Consider the following 15,615-nt stretch of genomic DNA (forward strand, 5'->3'; position numbering starts at 1 on the left):
GCGTCGTGCCCAGGGCAAGACGGAGGCGCCGCGCGAAGCGTGCGCTATCCATCACTCGCCGTGCTCAATAGCGACCCTTCACGCCCAGGATGGGCAGGGCGATGGGCAGCCCCACCGCGTCCTTGCGCAGCGGACGGCCGGCGCCGCCCTCGTACTCGAACCCCAGCGTCTCCCGGCGGAGGGTGACGTTGAGCATGTCCAGGTACGCCTCCAGGGTGAAGGTGTCGTAGACCCACGATTTGGACAGCCGCACGTCGAAGCGGAGGAAGGCCGGCAGCCGGTCCACGCGATCGCGGTCCGCCCTGACCCACGCGGGCCGGCCCGCGCCGTCCTCGCCCTCGCGGTGCGTCTGGGAGCCCAGGCTGCCGTACTCGGGGCGCCCGGTGTTGAAGTGCAGCACGCCGCCCAGCGTGACGTTGTTGGCGAACTTGTAGCTGAGCACCAGGTTGAGGATGTGCGTCTGGTCGAAGGTGAAGGGCAGGTCCGCCTCCGCCTCGCCCACCCGGTGCCCCTCCGCGTCGTAGCGGTAGAAGCGCGTGCGGCGCGTGCTGCGCTGGAGCGAATACGACAGCCAGCCGAACCAGTTGTCCCCCAGCGGGTGGCGCAGCAGGAGCTCCACGCCGTAGGCCATGCCGTGGCCGCGGAAGTCCGGGAAGTCGATGTCCGAGCGGTCGGGGATGCCGCCATCGCCCAACTGCAGGCCCCGGCGCAGCCCGCCGGGCGCGCCGGGGGCTGGCACGTCGTCGTCCGGCGGGTCCTCGCCGTCCACCAGGCCCTCGTCGGAGAAGGGCGTCAGCTCGATGGTGCGCAGCATGGGGTTGAGATAGACGTCCAGCCCCACCTCCAGGCCGCGCCACGCCTTCCACTCGGCGCCCACGGAGAGCTGCGCCCCCTGTTGGAGCCCCAGCAGCAGGCTCCCCACGTCCACCACGGGCAGGCTGATGAGGGTGGTGGGCGGCTGATGGAAGAGGCCGGCGCCGCCCTTGAGCGTGAGCGCCTCCGACACCTTGTGGCGCACGGTGAGGCGCGGCTCCAGCGCCCGCCGGTCGATGCCGGGCGACAGGTGGTAGCTGTCCACGCGCAGGCCGGGCACCACCGCCCACTTCTCATGGGGCTGCCACACCAGCTCCGTCCACGCGCCCATGAAGGTGCCCAGCGCCACCGGCGCCACCTCCAGGTCCACGTCGGGGCCGCCCTCCTGTTGGAGCAGCTCGACGATGGCGCGCTTGTGCTCCACGTCCGCGCCGGCGCGCAGCGTGGCGCTGGGGGACAGCGTCGCGGTGTAGCCCAGGCGCGCGGACCAGTGCCCCTGGTCGATACGGATTTCGGTGGCCTCATCGGGCGGGCTGCGGCTGACGATGGCGAAGCGGTCCAGCCCCCACGTCCCGCCCACCTCCAGCTCGCCGGGGCCCACCGGGTGCCGGTGGCGCAGGTCCACGCGGTGGAACACGATGGACTGCAGCGCGGTGTCTCCCAGCGCGTCCTGGGCCTCCGCGCCGAAGGTGTCCGACGAGCCAAAGGCGAACAGGCGCAGCGTGCCCTCCCCCAGCCGCTGCTCCACCCGGCCCTGATAATCCCAGAAGTCCAGCACCACCTTGGGGTTCTCCCGTCCGGGCGGTGGGGGTGACTGGAGCTGGTTCGCCGCCAGGGCGATGAGCCAGGGCGTATAGGAGTAGCGGCCCGCCAGGCTGACGTTGGTGCCCGTGTCCTTGAACGGCGTCTCGATGAAGAACCCCGCGTTGATGAGGTCCGCGTAGGCGCTGCCGTGGACCCGGTCATCCCGCGGGCGGCTGAGGCGCCCGTCGATGGCGCCGCCCATCAGCCGCCCGTACCGGGGCGGCGGTGAGCCCGGATAGAAGTCGATGGCGTCGATGAAGTCCGGGTGGATGACGGCCGGCCCGAGGAACAGGTGGAAGAGGATGGGGACGCGGATGCCATCCAGGAAGTAGCCCGTGGCCGCGGGCTGGCTGCCCCGCACCACCGGGTAGGCCACCCCCGACACCATGCTGCCCACGCCGGGCAGCAGCATCACGACGCGGAACGGGTCCCCCATGGTGCCGGGGACCTCGCGCAGCTCCGCGTCATGCAAGGTGACGCGGCTCACCTCCGTGCGCTCGCGGTCCCCCCGGACCACCGTCTCATACGGGTTGATGATGAGCGGCTCCAGCCCGTACACCACCTCCAGCGCCTCGTTCGCCCTCAAGCCCTCGCGGAAGACGGCGGGCTTGTGGCCGGGCGCCAGGACGCGCACCGGGTGGACGCCCGCGGGCCAGCGCGCCTCGAAGCGTCCGTCCACGTCCGTCTGCACCGGCGCGTCCGGCAGCGCGTCCGACACGAGCGTGGCCCCCACCAGCGGACGGCGGTTGCCCTTGGTGCGCACCAGGCCCTTCAGGGTGACCTGGGCGGGGGCCTCGGGACGGTCGGCCACCGCGGGCACGGGCGCCTCGAAGCGGTATTCGAAGAGGATGCGCACGGCCACCGGCCGGCCGTCCACGGTGGCGGGCTGGAAGCGCAGCGACGGCGCCGCGTGCAGCGCCGCCCGGTCCAGGAGCGGATGCAGCCCCCGCGTCAGCGTCGCCCGCTCCACCTCGCCGGCATCATCAAGCAACAGCTCCAGCTCCACCACGCCCGCCACGCCCTCGGACGCCAGCCCGGGCGGATAGGCGGCGGGCGAGTCCGCCACCAGCGTGGGCGGCGCGAAGGCGGCCTGCGCCACGCCCGCGTCGGGCGCGTCCACGCCGACCGTCCAGCCCGCGTCCGCGCGGTGCAACTCCACCTCGGCGTGGGTGGCGGCGTCCTCACCGCCTGGCGTCCCCGCGTCCCGTGCCTGGGCGGCCAGCAGGGGCACGAGCAGCATCACCCCGGCCACCGCCGTGCGCGCTGCGAGCCAGGAGGTGCGCCACCAGGGTCCGCGGTTCATTCCCTCGTCCGATGGGGCGCCGCGCACCCCCGCCCCCCATGAGGCCAGGGAGCCGGCGGAGTGACAAGCGACAAGGCAGGCCTGGAGCTTTCTCGGGTGTACCTCCGCCGGGCGCCCTCACGCAGCGCCGCCGTGGCGAGTCGGTCCACGTCGCGCAGGGCGCCGCTGGCAGCCTCGTCATTGCCCCGAAGGGCGATGCCACTGAGCGGCGCTTCTCTAATCAGGCCGCGCTGTCGCCAGCTTCGTTCACAGGCGGACGGCGCCCGGCCGTACTGGGTTTGGCATGCGTTGTCTCGGCCGCACGCGCTCCGTCAAATGCGCGCCATTGCCACCGCGGATGGGGCAATGACTCTCACGCGCCTGCCACAGGCGAAGCATGAATGTCTTTATTCTCCACGGTCCAGAGGGCGGGCACCATGGTGTTGGTAGACGTGCTGGAGGAGTATCTGGACGCGGCCGAATTCCGCTGGCTGCAGTGGGAGCGGGCCCTGGAGGCGCCGGACTTCACCCTGGAGGAGACGGCGGAGCGTGAGGAGCGGCTGCTGGCGTACCTGGAAGGGCTGGAGGACGCGGACGCCCTGGACACGGTGGTGCGCCCGGCCTTCGACGCGGAGGAGGCGCCGCGCGTTTCGGCCGCGACGCATGCGCTGCTGGCATTGGGCGAGGTGGACGAGGTGCTGGTGCGGCTGCGAGGGGTGGTAGCGCCGGCCCGCGCCGCCATTCTCCGGGCGGTGGAGGTGAGTGAGGCGGCAGGACTGGGCGCGCGCCTGCTGGAGTTGCTGAAGCTGGAGGACGAGGCCCTGCGGGCCGGCGTGTTGGAGGCGCTGGCCTTCCGCCAGGAGGCCCCCACGGAGGTGCTGGCGCGCTTCCTCACCCATGAGGAGCCGCGAGCGCGAATCGCGGCGCTGCGCGCGGGCCTGCCGCTGCCGGAGGAGGCGGTGCGCAGGCACTTGCCCGCACTGCTCGACTCGGCGCACCCCGGCATTCGCGCGGCGGCCATGGAGGCGGGACTGGCCTCCGGCGTGCGCATGGCCTGGGAGTCCTGCCGCAAGGAAGTGCAGGCGCCCCGCGCGCATGCCCGGGAAGCCATGGTGTTGCTGGCGCTGGGCGGTGACGAGGCGGAGGCCACCCTGCTGGTGGACTTGCTGGCGTCCGCCGAGCTCCGCGCAGATGCCCTCTGGGCCCTGGGCTTCAGCGGCCGGGTGGCGGCCATGGAGGCCTGCGTGAGGTACCTCTCGGTGCCCGAGGTGGCACGGCTGGCGGGAGAGGCCTTCTCCGCCATGACGGGCCTGCGCCTGGAGGACGCCTTCGCCCTCTCGCCGGGAGAGACGCCCGGAGGTGCACCAGCACCACCTGAAGAGGAGGAGAGCCTCGACGCCGACTTGACGCCACGCCCCGAGGACGACCTGCCCTGGCCGGACGTGGCGGCCGTGAAGGACTGGTGGGCGCGAAACCAGACGCGCTTCGCGAAGGGCACGCGCTACCTCCTGGGGCAGCCCTTCAGCGGCCCGGTGCTGGTGGAGGCGCTGGCGTCCAGCCCCATGCGCCGCCGGCCCGTCCTGGCGAGGGAGTTGGCCATTCGCACCGGCGGGCAGCACCGCATTCCCACGCGCGCCTTCACCTGGCGCCAACGCGAAGCCCTTGCGAAGGCCGAGGCCGCGGCCTCGCACGTCCGCGCAACGCCCCTGCCCTCCACCCTGCGCTGACGCCCCATGCCCGCCCTGGAGAACCTCACGCCCTTCGCGGCCACCGACTTCCTCTCGTTGACGAAGGAGGGCGCGGAGTGCCTCGTCCTCGTCGTCTCCGGCAGCTTCGCCCTGCCCCCGGCAGGGCGCGCCACGGACACACCCCTGGCGGTATGCGAGGAGCAGCAATCGCCGGCCACCACGGACGCGTATTGGGGCGAGCCGGAGAAGTCGAGCCTGCGCTACGAGTCGCAGTCGGCCTATACCCGGCCCGGCACCGACGTGCTGCTGCACTGCCAGGCCTGGGCGCCCAGGGGCCGCAAGGTGACGCGCACGCAGGTGGCGGTGCGGGTGGGTACGCTGGAGAAACGGGCCACCGTCTTCGGCACTCGCGTGCGGTACCGCGGCCTCATGGGGCTGAGCGCCTCGGACGCACTGCCCTTCGAGTCCCTACCGCTGCGCTACGAGTACGCCTTCGGTGGCACCACGGCCTCGGGCCAGGAGGCGCGAAACCCCGTGGGCCGGGGCTTCTACACCAGCGCGAAGGAGGCGATGGAGAAGCCCCTCCCCTCCATTGAGGCGCCCGAGGCCCTCGTGCGCGGCTGGGCGGACAGGCCCCCACCCCGTGGCTTCGGCCCGGTGGCGCGGCACTGGCAGCCGCGCCTGGGCTGGGCGGGGACGTACGACGCGGACTGGGTGGAAAGGCGCGCGCCCCTCTGGCCCCGGGACTTCGACGAGCGCTTCTTCCACGCCGCCCCGGACGGCCTGCGCGCCTCGACTCACCTCCAGGGCGCAGAAGCGGTGGTGCTGGAAGGCGTCTCGCCCGACGGGCCACTGGCCTTCCACCTCCCCACGCACCGACTCCTGGCCCGCTGCACCTTCGCCGGGCGGCGGGAGAAGCGGCGCATGGTGCTGGACACGGTGCTGCTGGAGCCGGACGAGGGCCGCCTCGTCCTCACCTGGCGGGCGACGTTTCCGGCGCACCGGCGGTTGGCCCTGCATGAGGTGAGTACCGTGCGGTTGTTACTACCTGGAGAGGACGCGCCATGAGCGCGGCGCGGGTGGTGGGACTGGGACTGTGCACGCCGGTGGGCACCTCGACGCACATGACGCTGGCCTCGCTGCGCGCCGGCCTCGTGCGCTTCGCGGAGACGGAGGTACTGGACGAGGTGGCCGAGCCGGTGCGCGCCTCGCGGCTGAGCCTCCTCGACGACGGCCTCACGCGCACCGAGCGCATGGCGGCGCTGGCCCGTCAGGCCCTCAAGGGTGTGCGGCCCCTGCTGGACGCACTCCCTCCGGGGCGCGTGCCGCTGTACCTCGGACTACCCGAGGCGGGGCTGGGCGCCAGCGTGGCGCCGGAAGCACTGGTGGAGGCGCCGCTGGCCGAGACGGCGGGGCGGCTGGAAGTCGTGCAGGTGCACGAGTCCGGACGGGCCGCCTTCTTCGAGGCCCTGGCCTCGGCCCAGAAGGACTTGCACTCCGGCCGCGCGGGGGCGCTGGCCCTGGTGGGCGCGGTGGACTCGCTGGTTGACGACGGCTCGCTGCGGATGCTCATGAAGGCGCGCCTCCACCTGGGGCGCCGGAACCCGGACGGGCGAATCCCTGGCGAGGCCGCAGGCTTCGTCGCCCTGGCCCGACCGGGTGTCTTCAAGTCCCTGAAGCTGGAATCCTCGGGCGTCCTGCTGGGCACGTCGCTCGCCGTGGAGCCGAAGCCCTTTACTCAGCCAGCCCCCAGCCTGGCCGAGGGGCTGACGGAGGCCCTCCGTGCCCTGCGGCATAACGCGGCGACGGGCACGCGGCGCATGGACGCGGTATTCGCCTGCCAGCCCGGAGACGGATTCTGGGCCACTGAGTTCTCCCGCGCCTACCTGCGCAGCGCCGCCCTCATGCCCGAGCCCCTGCGCGTCCTCGTCGCGGGCGAAGGACTGGGGGACGCGGGTGCCGGCGCAGGCCCCGTCATGCTGGGCGTGGCCCTGCACCGAGCGCGCTGGCGCCAGCCCACCGCACGCAGGACGCTCGTCTATGGCAGTGCCGACAGTGGGCGCATCGGAGCCTGCGTCGTGGAGATGATTCGAAGCGCCAGGGAGGAAACATGAGCAAGGTCTACGCCAACGGCCGTTCCATCATTCACAAGGGGAGCGGCAACACGCACACCTCGGCGGCCCCCGACGTCTGCAAGGTGCCGACGCCCGGCGGGCCAGTGCCCGCGCCCTTCGTCAACTCCGCCCAGGACGCAATGCTCACCAAGGGCAGCAAGAGCGTCACCATCAACGGCCACCCTGTGGCGCTGACCAGCTCCGAGCTGAGCGTCAGCTCCGGCGATGAGCCGGGGACGGCGGGCGGCCTCATCTCCTCCAAATTCAAGGGGAAGCTGGCCTGGGGCAGCGGCAGCGTGGACGTGAAGATTGAGGGCAAGGGCGTCGTGCGCTACCTCGACGTCACCCTCCACAACGGCAACTCGTTCAACACCGCGTTCATGTCGAATGGGCACAACGGGACGGGCTTCGCCTACGGCGACGACTTCAAGGGCGCGTGCATCATCTGCCAGAAGGACCCGGACAGCCATGCGGTGATGGAGCTTCCGGAGCAGAGTCTCGCCATCGCTAACGAGATTCTCCAAAAGCTCAAGGCACGCGAGGCCGAGTGGGCCACGGTCCATCAGGGAATCATTACAAAGGAAGCCCAACTCAAGCGCCTTCTCGAGGGCACGAATCCACCGCCAAAACAGGCGACCCTGGATGAGCGAAGGGCCGAAATTCAGAAACTCGAGGTGAAGCGCAAGGGACTTGAGGGCCATCGACGGGCGGACTCTACCGGATACATGTTTGGCGTCATGGTGTGCCGCGACGGCGAGAGGTTCGCGGCGATGTCGGGTGGCGAGGTGCCTCCTGGCTTCATCGCCATCGCCGAGGCTCACGGATGCACCGTTATTGGCGAGGCCGCAACGCTGGAGGACTTCCTTGCCCTCAATCCAAGGTGTGCCGCGGGAGACACTGAGGCCATCAGAAAGCTCACCAAGCGGTGGGACGCTACGGAGACGTCAGTCGCCGATAAAAAAGCAGGATACAACAACAAGCCTGGAACTTGCGCGGGCGCCAAACTCATCGGCAAGAGCGGCCACGTCGCGAATTCCATGACGGAGATGTTCTTCGCCTTTCCCAGCGCCAGGAAGCTGGCCTACCCAGTACTCTATCGCGGCCCCTCCGAATACTCCCCGCCCAAGGTTAGAGCAGTGGGACCTGACGGCATGGGGGCGGGGGCATGGAAGCCTCCAAGTGTCGCGGCGGTCGTCGCTGCCCTCAATGAAGGTAGAAGTGTCGAGGCCGATGGGGAACGCGTTGATATGCGACGCAAGTCGGGTGAGACCGTGCTTTCCTGCCAGTCGTGTCAGGACACACTTTTCATGGTTCGGTGTGACATCGAGGTGCAGAAATGCAGATGACCTGGTCGAAGCTTCTTGAGGCCCCCCCGCCCTTGTCGATGCCGGGCTTGCTTTCGTTCATGGAGCGATGGAAGCCCGGTAGCACCCAGGACTTCAAGCCGGCCACTGCCGACCAGATTGCCGCCCTGGCCAAGCCGCATGGAGGGCTCAATGCGCTGCCTCACGTGTATCGCGAGTTTCTGGAGACGATGGGCGCATCGACTGGCAGCCTGCGGTTGACGTTCGGCACAACCTCTATTTCGGCGCTGCTGGAGGACCGCGAGGACCTGCAACGGGAACGGCCGGATGCTCGCCAGTATCTCAGGTTCACCATTGGCGAGGAGGAGGAGTTCAATAGTACCGGGAGGCGCGACACGGACGATATCTTCGAACTCTTCCGTCCAACACCCGACGGACGGGACGCGGCAATCATCCGCATTCACGAAGAGGACCTGGTCCGTGGAAAGGGGGAGGTAGAGCGACCCTTCCCAACCTTCTCCGACTGGCTGCGAACAATCATTGTATCCAGAATCGTCTTTGATGCCGAACCGGAGAATCAAACGGAGTACTACAGCCTTGGGCGGAAACCTGAGACTCCGGCCAAAACATACGACTTTCTCACGCGCCTGGGATTCTCGCTCACCGAACTCGGGGCCTCGTCAGAGGTGGTTCCTCTGGAGCACACAGAGTATGGCGCGATTGCCCTTATCCGAGCACCTACAGCATCAATTCCGCGTACGGGACTGAGATTGCGTGCGCGTGACAAGGCACAGCAGCGGATTCTGGTGGAAGTCATCAGCGACCACGAGGAGGAGTTGAGCGGTGGTTGACGGGGTTACCATCCACATGGGTCGTGTCCCCATAACTGTGTCATCCGCTTCCGGTTTAGCGGCCGCTCCCGAGGGAAGCTTCGCACCTGCGTCGTTCACGCTCGCGACGTTGCTGGCGTGAACGGGCGGCCACCTCCGCGATGAGGAGGATACGCTCCTCCAATTGCTCCAGCGTCACGCCCCGGCTCATCATCGCATGGGACAGCAGCAATGGGGCGCAGCGGGTCAATGCCAGCACCAGCGCGAGCCGCCCGTCACCTGCTGTTGGCCCGACTCGCCGACCTTGTGCTGCATCGAGAATTCCAGGAGGCGCGAGAGGGCCAGGGCAATCACCTTGGCGTACACCAACGAGAGCACCGCACCAGGCCGCGTGGCGCGCAGCGCCGTCAGTCCCACGCCGGACTTGAGGGCTTTGAAGAGAAGGCGGATGCTCACCGGACAGAAGCTGTCGCCCAGCGCATTCTTTGAGCGAGTTCCGCACCCACACCGCCCGCCCTACCGCTCAGGCAGGATGGCTGCCGCGACCTGGTTCATCAGGTTGAGCTGACTTCGCGACATGCGCCGCAGCGACCGGAGCACCTTCCGCATCTCCGGCAGTTGGTCCCGGTGCCCGGAGTCCCCTTCCCAGAGCGCGGCGCCGACGCTGGCCGCCGTGGCGAGCCCCAGCCCGACGTCCGCCGACAAGCGCAGCGCCAGACACAGGCGGAACAGCGTGGGCACGCTGGGCATCATCTTCCCCCGCTCCATGCGCCCATAGACCTCCGCCGCGATGCCCACACGCTCCGCGACATCCGCCTGCGTGAGCCCCGCGCGCAGCCGAGCCCCGCGCGCAGCCTCCCCCACACTCTCCGCCAGGCGGCTCTCCAGTTGCTCCCGCGACTTCCTGGCGCGATCCGCCGGACTGCGGGGCTGGGACCGGGGCCGCTTGCGGGGAGAGGCAGGACCTTCAAGGTGGGTCTTCACTGCGTCAACCTTGTGAGTACGGGCCGAGCCCACGCCCTGCCCGGGAACAGGTCGCGCTCGGTCACCAGTTTTCCAGTGACTTATAACCCGGCACGTCCTCAGGCGAAATACCGATATGGAAGGTAGTCCCCGCCCCGCACCCTCCGCGAAAATATCGCACCCGGCACCACACGCGAAGGCGCCGCGGGCCCGGCCTCGCGCCGGGCAGACGTCCGAGCAGCGCGGCCCCGCTCGCCCCGGCGCACCGGGTCCATCCCGCCCTGGACGCCATGTCTGTCTTTACTGGCACGGCCAATCCCTCCACCGAAATTCGACGAGCAGGGTTGCCTCGCGAAACCACTCCATGCAATGTGCATCATTACGGCAACACTTCCGCGACCTGTCCGTGCGGCCCCTTCCTCCGGGGCCCGCCGCCAGACGCGTGGGTTTGGGCATGCGCGGCCAGGTTCACGCCGCCCATGTGGGGGCCGGCATCCACCTTGGCGCACAGCGCGTCTGGCTTCGGCCTGACGCCGCCCCCCTTTCTCCTGGAGTCCCTCCGCAATGGAATTGAGATTGCCCCCGCGGCGCCCGCGGGAACCCGTGCCGCCACAGCCCCTGGAAGCGGACGCCGTGCGCGAGCTGCGGCTGCGCTGCGCGCTGGCCACCCCCGGCGACACCGCGCGCGGCATGTTCTTCCGGGGCATCCTGGACACGGTGCGGCGCATTGGCGGCTCCGGCATGGAGCAGCTTTGCCGACAATCCCTGCCAGAGAAGCGCTACGTCGACTTCTTCAGCTATCCCATCTCCCAGTTCCTGCCGCTGGCCTACCAGGCGGCCGGCCTGCTCGCCGGGCACTGTGGCGGCATGGCCGCCGCCCACCGCGTCATGGGCCAGAAGGCCGCGCACGACTTCCTGGAGTCCGTCGCGGGCCGCACCATGCTGATGCTCGCCTACGACGAGCCGCGGCTGCTGCTCGGGCAGCTCCCCGCCGGGTTCCTCGCGGCGGTGAGCTACGGCGAGCGGAGCATGGTGTGGACGGGGCCTCGCGGTGGCCGCTTCGTCATGAAGCGGGACTTCATGCCGGCCGCCTACCACGAGGGCGTGCTGCGCGCCGCCCTGGAGGCTGTGGGCGCGCGCGACCTCGTGGTGCAGGGCCGTGAGCTGGGCCTGCTCGACACGGAGTACGCGCTGTCCTGGCGCTGAAACGAAGCCGCCGCCGGCGGCCCGTCGCTCCAGGGCCCCCGCGGCGGAAGGAGGCCCCGCCCCGCGACAGGCGGGACGGGGCGGCGCTTCAACTCACAGCAGCGAGCAGAGCAGCCCGGGGTACTTCGAGCCCGAGGGGCAGCCGTCACCCTGGCAGTACCGCACGCCCGAGTCGATGGCGGGGTTGCCCAGCAGCGCGGGCACCTTCACGTTGCAGGTGCCGGTGGCGCTGTTGCCGGACGCGTCCTGCACGACATAGGTGAAGTTGTAGACGCGGCCGTTGCCCAGCAGCGCCGACTCGGCGCGCACCATCGCGGACTTGCGGTCCGGGCTCAGCTTGATGTCCTCGCACGCCAGCAGCCGCAGCAGGGACAGGGCGTCATTGGACTCGTCGGAGGTGACGCGGACGATGGTGGCGGACGCATCCAGGTCGAGCGTGCCGCCGCAGTTGTCCACGGCCGGCGCCGCGCAGTCCGCCAGGGACACCAGCACGTAGTCGGAGCCCGCCTCCGGCAGGATGACCAGGCCCTGGTTGGCGCCCGGGGTGGGGGCGCTGGCGTCGACGACCGTCACGTTCGCCGAGCACGCGTTGGTGAGCAGGCCGTCGGAGACCTGGAGCTCCACGGCCGTGGTGCCCAGCCCGTACGGGCCCGCGGGGAGCTGCACCGTGGAGAAGGGCCCCGGGAAGCTGTCCGGGTCGAAGGAGCCGTTGTCGATGCTGGCCACGCCCTGACACGACTCGTTCGCGACGACGGTGACGTCCTGGCAGCTCGCCACCGGCGCCTGGTTGGTGGCACAGGGGATGTCGAAGGTCATGGAGGCGAAGTTGTTCTCCTCGTCGTCCTCCGGGTACGCGGCGTCCTCGTCAGCGACGACGACCACCTCCGTGGTGCCCTCCGGCACCGTGAACGACAGCGAGAAGGGGAACGTCTCCCCCCCCACCAGGAAGGGCACGCTGACGGTGCCCAGCCGCACGCCGCCCGCGCCCGGCGCCCCCGCGTAGACGGCCGCGGTGGAGCCCGCGATGCCGAAGGGCGCCTCGTTCTTGATGCCCGCCGAGAGGGTCAGCGCCGTGGCCTCGCACGAGGCGACCAGGTCCACCACGCTCAGGTCCAGGCCCGTCTCGACGCCCGCCTGGCGCTGAAACGCCATCGTGTCGACATGGGCCGGAGCCTCCTGGGGAACGGCGCCCTCACAGCCCGTCAGAAGAAACAACGCGGTGAGCGTGGGGACGCAATGATTCCGTGACATGTCTGTCTCCTGGCATGCCGGGCGCATGCCTGCACTGCAGAGGGTGGGGTAATGCCTCTCACCGAGGCCACTCGTTTATGTCGGGTCGTTTCCCCGGATACCACGGACTCCCAGTGCATGTGGAGACAATTATTTCCATCAACCTGTATTTACCCCACCCTCCGCCAGGGTGAGCCCTGACACCCGCGCCTCACTTCCTGGTAATCCAGACACCTTGAAACACGCGGCTGTGTATCCGGCGCCCCACACGAGTCAAAACAGACGCATTCCTGAAATAGTCGACATCACCGCCATCCCCCGCATCGTGACGCGGTGGACACCTCGGACGTCCACGGGCGGACGCATCACCGGGGAGCCCTGGCGGACATTGGACTTCAGTACAAGGCTACGGCCTCATGTCCACGCCCAACCTCGTCCTCCTCGTGGAAGACCACGCCGACAGCCGGGAGCTGTTGGAGGAGTTCCTCACCCTGGAGGGCTTCACCGTGGAGACGGCGGGCAACGGGCTCTCCGCCTGGGAGCGCCTGAGCCGGCCGCCCCTGCCGGCCGCGGTGCTGCTGGACCTGATGATGCCGGTGATGAGCGGCTGGGAGCTGATGCGCCACGTGCGCCAGGACGCGCGGCTCAGCGCCCTGCCCGTGGTGGTGGTGTCCGGCGCGGGGAGCTCGCAGCCCCTGCCCGAGGGCATCCGGGCCACGGTGCCCAAGCCCGTGGATTTGTTCGAGCTTCGCGCCACCCTGGACCGCGTGGTGAGCCCCGGCTGAGGGCGGGCGTCAGCCGCCCGTGGGCAGGCGGGGCAGCGCCACCCGGAAGGTGGTGCCCGCCTGGGCGGTGGAGGTCACCTCGATGCGGCCGCCGTGGCCCTTCACCACCTGTTCGACGATGTAGAGCCCGAGCCCCAGGCCGCTGCTGCCGCTGCCTCCGGCCCCCACGATGGCGCCCCGGCGGAAGGGGTCGAAGAGGCGGGGCAGCGTCTCCGGGGCAATGGGCTCCCCGGGGTTGTGGACCTCCAGCACCACCGACGCCCCGCCATCCGACAGCGTGAAGGACACCGGCGCGTCGGCGGGGCTGTATTGGAGCGCGTTGCCGCCCAGGTTGCTGACCACCTGGAGCAGCCGGTCCGCGTCCCACTCGCCCTCGTAGCGCCCCGGCTCCACCCGCAGGGCCAGCTTGCGCTCGGGCCACGCCGCCTCCAGCTCCTCCACGCCCAGCCGGACCACCGAGCGCAGGTCGCTGGCCGCGCGCTGGATGGGAATGCCGCCGCCCAGCCGGCCCCGCGTGAAGTCCAGCAGCTCCGAAATCATGCGCTTCATCCGGTCGCCGGAGCGGGCGATGCGCGTCACCAGCCGCCGCTCACGCTCCGGCAGCGCCTCGCTGTGCAGGAGCTGCGTCGCGGAGAGCTGGATGGCGTTGAGCGGGTTGCGCAGGTCGTGGCTGACAATGGCAATCAGCCGCTCGCCGAAGCGCGCCGCCTGGAGCGCGGCCTCCTGGGCGCGGCGCCGCTCGGAGACATCCACCATGGTGGCCACCGCCGCGATGATGGTGCCCTCCCGGTCCAGGATGGGGGAGCTGGACAGGAGCACGGTGACGTACTGCCCGTCGTCGCGGGGGATGAGCATCTCCTCGCCCTGCACCACCTCGCCGTGGCGGAGGCTGCGCGCCAGCGGCAGCGCCTCCATGGAATAGGGCTTGCCGTCCGGATGCAGCGACACGCCGTAGTCCACCAAGTAGTCCTGCATGGACGAGGAGGGCTGGAAGGGCTTGCCGGTGATGACCTCCACCTGCCGGCTGGCCATCACCAGCCTTCCTGACGGCGCGTCCGCGATGAACACGCCCGCGGGCATCTGGTCCAGCACGGACGCCAGCCGCGCGCGCTCCGCCTCGATGGCGCTCAGCAGCCGCTGCCGGTCCATCTCCACGGCCCGGCGCTGGGTGATGTCCACCACGGTGGCCACCCGCTGCTCCACGCGGCCCGCCGCGTCCTTGAAGGCGGTGATGTGCGTGAAGGCGGGGAAGCGGGTGCCGTCCTTCCGGATGTGGAGTGACTCGTATTCGTGGGACGGCTTGGAGTTCGCGGCCGCCACGTGCCTGGGCAGCACGCCCCGCGCCTCTGGCGCGAAGATGTCCTCCAGCCGCCGCCCCGTCAGCTCCTCCGGCGCGAAGCCGTGCATGCGCGCGAAGGCGGGGTTCACCTCACTCAGCCGCTCCTCGGCCGCGTCCACCACGGCCACGCCCACGCCCAGGCGCTTGAAGACCTGCTCCCAGCGCCGCAGGCCCGCCTCGCTCTTCCGCAGGCGCGCCAGGGACGCCTCCGCCTCGGCGCGCGCCTCGCGCTCGCGGGCATGGGCCTGGGCCTGGAGCAGCAGCGCGGTGGTGCGCGCCGCCATGGCGCGGAACAGGAACTGGTCCTCCTCCGACAGCTCGCGGGTGGCCCGGCTGCCCATCAGCACCACGCCCAGGAGCTGCTCGCCCAGCAGCAGCGGCGCGCCGAGCAGCGCGGACAGGCCCGCGTCACGCAGGGACGGCTCGCTCACCCGCCGGTCCGAGCCGGCGTCGTGCACCAGCAGCGGCTGACGCGTGGCCGCGACGGTGCCCGTGAAGCCCTCGCCCACGGGCACCACGTCTCCCACGGCCATCCCGTTGCCCACCACGCTCTCCACCCGCAGCGCGCCGTCCTCCAGCAGCAGGACGGCCGCCACGTCCACCACGGCCACGGTTTCCCGCAGCACTTGGAGGAGGCGCGGCAGGAGCCCCGCGGCGTCGGCGCTGCCCAGGGCCGCGGTGCTGATGCGGTCCAGCGCCTGCAACGTGCGCTCGCGCGCCAGCGAGTAGCGGCTGACGGAGGCCGCCACCGCCTCATCCATGGCCTCATGGAAGACGCGCTCCGCCTCCGGGAGGTGGATGGCGTTCTCCCGGCGGGTCCACAGGCGCAGCACGCACGCGCGCAGCAGCCGGTACTCCGTCACCACCTGCCGCAGGTCGAAGCCCTCGCCCAGCCGCTCGATGGCGTGCCGGTCCGGAATCTCCCCCAGGCCCGCCTCCACGCTCCCGTGCGCGCCGCGGCGCATCAGCGTGGCGACGACCTCCAGCAGCCGGGGGAGCCCATCCCGCAGCGCGAGCCGCGGCAGCGCCTGGGCCGCGGGGATGCGGCGCACCTCCACCTCCCACGCCGACATGATGGACTCCCGCTGCTGAAGTAGGAATTCGGCCAGGAGGATGGGCACGGTTCAGCGGATGTAGGGCGCATGACGGCTGGGGACAACCCGAAAGCGCGCCGAGTGCCCGGCAGCGGAAATGTTGGAGACCGCGCGGCCGCCTCGGATGGCTGGAGTGCGTGCCGCCGACACTCCTCGAAAACAG

12 protein-coding genes are annotated in these 15,615 nt (G+C 70.4%); 7 read left to right on the forward strand and 5 right to left on the reverse strand.

Going from position 1 to position 15,615, the window contains the following annotated elements; all coding sequences use genetic code 11:
- Positions 1 to 64: 64 nt before the first annotated feature.
- Entirely contained in the window at positions 65 to 2,857 is a 2,793-nt protein-coding gene (locus MYMAC_RS33800; protein WP_095961777.1) for a TonB family protein, read from the reverse strand.
- Between the two features lie 479 nt (positions 2,858 to 3,336).
- Between MYMAC_RS33800 and MYMAC_RS33805 the strand changes: the two genes are divergently transcribed.
- From MYMAC_RS33805 to MYMAC_RS33825, 5 genes are read left to right on the forward strand one after another with little or no spacing between them, the layout of a single operon-like run.
- Positions 3,337 to 4,626, forward strand: coding sequence for a TIGR02270 family protein (locus MYMAC_RS33805; RefSeq protein ID WP_095961058.1), 1,290 nt, complete (start codon positions 3,337 to 3,339; stop codon positions 4,624 to 4,626).
- Between the two features lie 6 nt (positions 4,627 to 4,632).
- Positions 4,633 to 5,655, forward strand: a complete 1,023-nt coding sequence (locus MYMAC_RS33810) for a DUF2169 family type VI secretion system accessory protein (RefSeq protein ID WP_095961059.1) — start codon at positions 4,633 to 4,635, stop codon at positions 5,653 to 5,655.
- Complete coding sequence (locus MYMAC_RS33815; protein WP_095961060.1) at positions 5,652 to 6,701, forward strand: 3-oxoacyl-ACP synthase; 1,050 nt, start codon at positions 5,652 to 5,654, stop codon at positions 6,699 to 6,701. The genes MYMAC_RS33810 and MYMAC_RS33815 overlap by 4 nt, the downstream gene beginning before the upstream one ends.
- Complete coding sequence (locus tag MYMAC_RS33820; protein WP_095961061.1) at positions 6,698 to 8,047, forward strand: DUF4150 domain-containing protein; 1,350 nt, start codon at positions 6,698 to 6,700, stop codon at positions 8,045 to 8,047. The genes MYMAC_RS33815 and MYMAC_RS33820 overlap by 4 nt, the downstream gene beginning before the upstream one ends.
- On the forward strand, positions 8,038 to 8,856 hold the full coding sequence (locus MYMAC_RS33825) for an SMI1/KNR4 family protein (RefSeq protein ID WP_095961062.1): 819 nt from the start codon (positions 8,038 to 8,040) through the stop codon (positions 8,854 to 8,856). The genes MYMAC_RS33820 and MYMAC_RS33825 overlap by 10 nt, the downstream gene beginning before the upstream one ends.
- A 225-nt stretch (positions 8,857 to 9,081) precedes the next feature.
- Here MYMAC_RS33825 and MYMAC_RS33830 read toward each other — a convergent pair whose 3' ends face one another.
- Positions 9,082 to 9,291 carry a hypothetical protein gene (locus MYMAC_RS33830; protein ID WP_095961063.1) on the reverse strand — a complete coding sequence of 70 codons (210 nt, stop codon included), beginning with the start codon at positions 9,289 to 9,291 and terminating at the stop codon, positions 9,082 to 9,084.
- Between the two features lie 60 nt (positions 9,292 to 9,351).
- Positions 9,352 to 9,699: a helix-turn-helix transcriptional regulator gene (locus MYMAC_RS33835; RefSeq protein ID WP_013937353.1), complete on the reverse strand. Its 348-nt coding sequence runs from the start codon at positions 9,697 to 9,699 to the stop codon at positions 9,352 to 9,354.
- 702 nt (positions 9,700 to 10,401) lie between these two features.
- On the opposite strand from MYMAC_RS33835, the gene MYMAC_RS33840 reads away from it, so the two are divergent.
- Positions 10,402 to 11,004: a DUF2378 family protein gene (locus tag MYMAC_RS33840; protein ID WP_043712691.1), complete on the forward strand. Its 603-nt coding sequence runs from the start codon at positions 10,402 to 10,404 to the stop codon at positions 11,002 to 11,004.
- A 93-nt stretch (positions 11,005 to 11,097) separates the two neighbouring features.
- On the opposite strand, the gene MYMAC_RS33845 is transcribed toward MYMAC_RS33840, so the two are convergent.
- Complete coding sequence (locus tag MYMAC_RS33845; RefSeq protein WP_095961064.1) at positions 11,098 to 12,255, reverse strand: CARDB domain-containing protein; 1,158 nt, start codon at positions 12,253 to 12,255, stop codon at positions 11,098 to 11,100.
- 395 nt (positions 12,256 to 12,650) lie between these two features.
- On the opposite strand from MYMAC_RS33845, the gene MYMAC_RS33850 reads away from it, so the two are divergent.
- Entirely contained in the window at positions 12,651 to 13,019 is a 369-nt protein-coding gene (locus MYMAC_RS33850; RefSeq protein WP_013937350.1) for a response regulator, read from the forward strand.
- Between the two features lie 9 nt (positions 13,020 to 13,028).
- On the opposite strand, the gene MYMAC_RS33855 is transcribed toward MYMAC_RS33850, so the two are convergent.
- Positions 13,029 to 15,431 (reverse strand): sensor histidine kinase, encoded by a 2,403-nt coding sequence (locus MYMAC_RS33855; RefSeq protein ID WP_239989184.1) that lies wholly within the window; start codon positions 15,429 to 15,431, stop codon positions 13,029 to 13,031.
- Between the last annotated feature and the right edge of the window lie 184 nt (positions 15,432 to 15,615).

Source organism: Corallococcus macrosporus DSM 14697 (assembly GCF_002305895.1).
In the GTDB taxonomy this organism is placed as follows: Bacteria; Myxococcota; Myxococcia; order Myxococcales; family Myxococcaceae; genus Myxococcus; species Myxococcus macrosporus.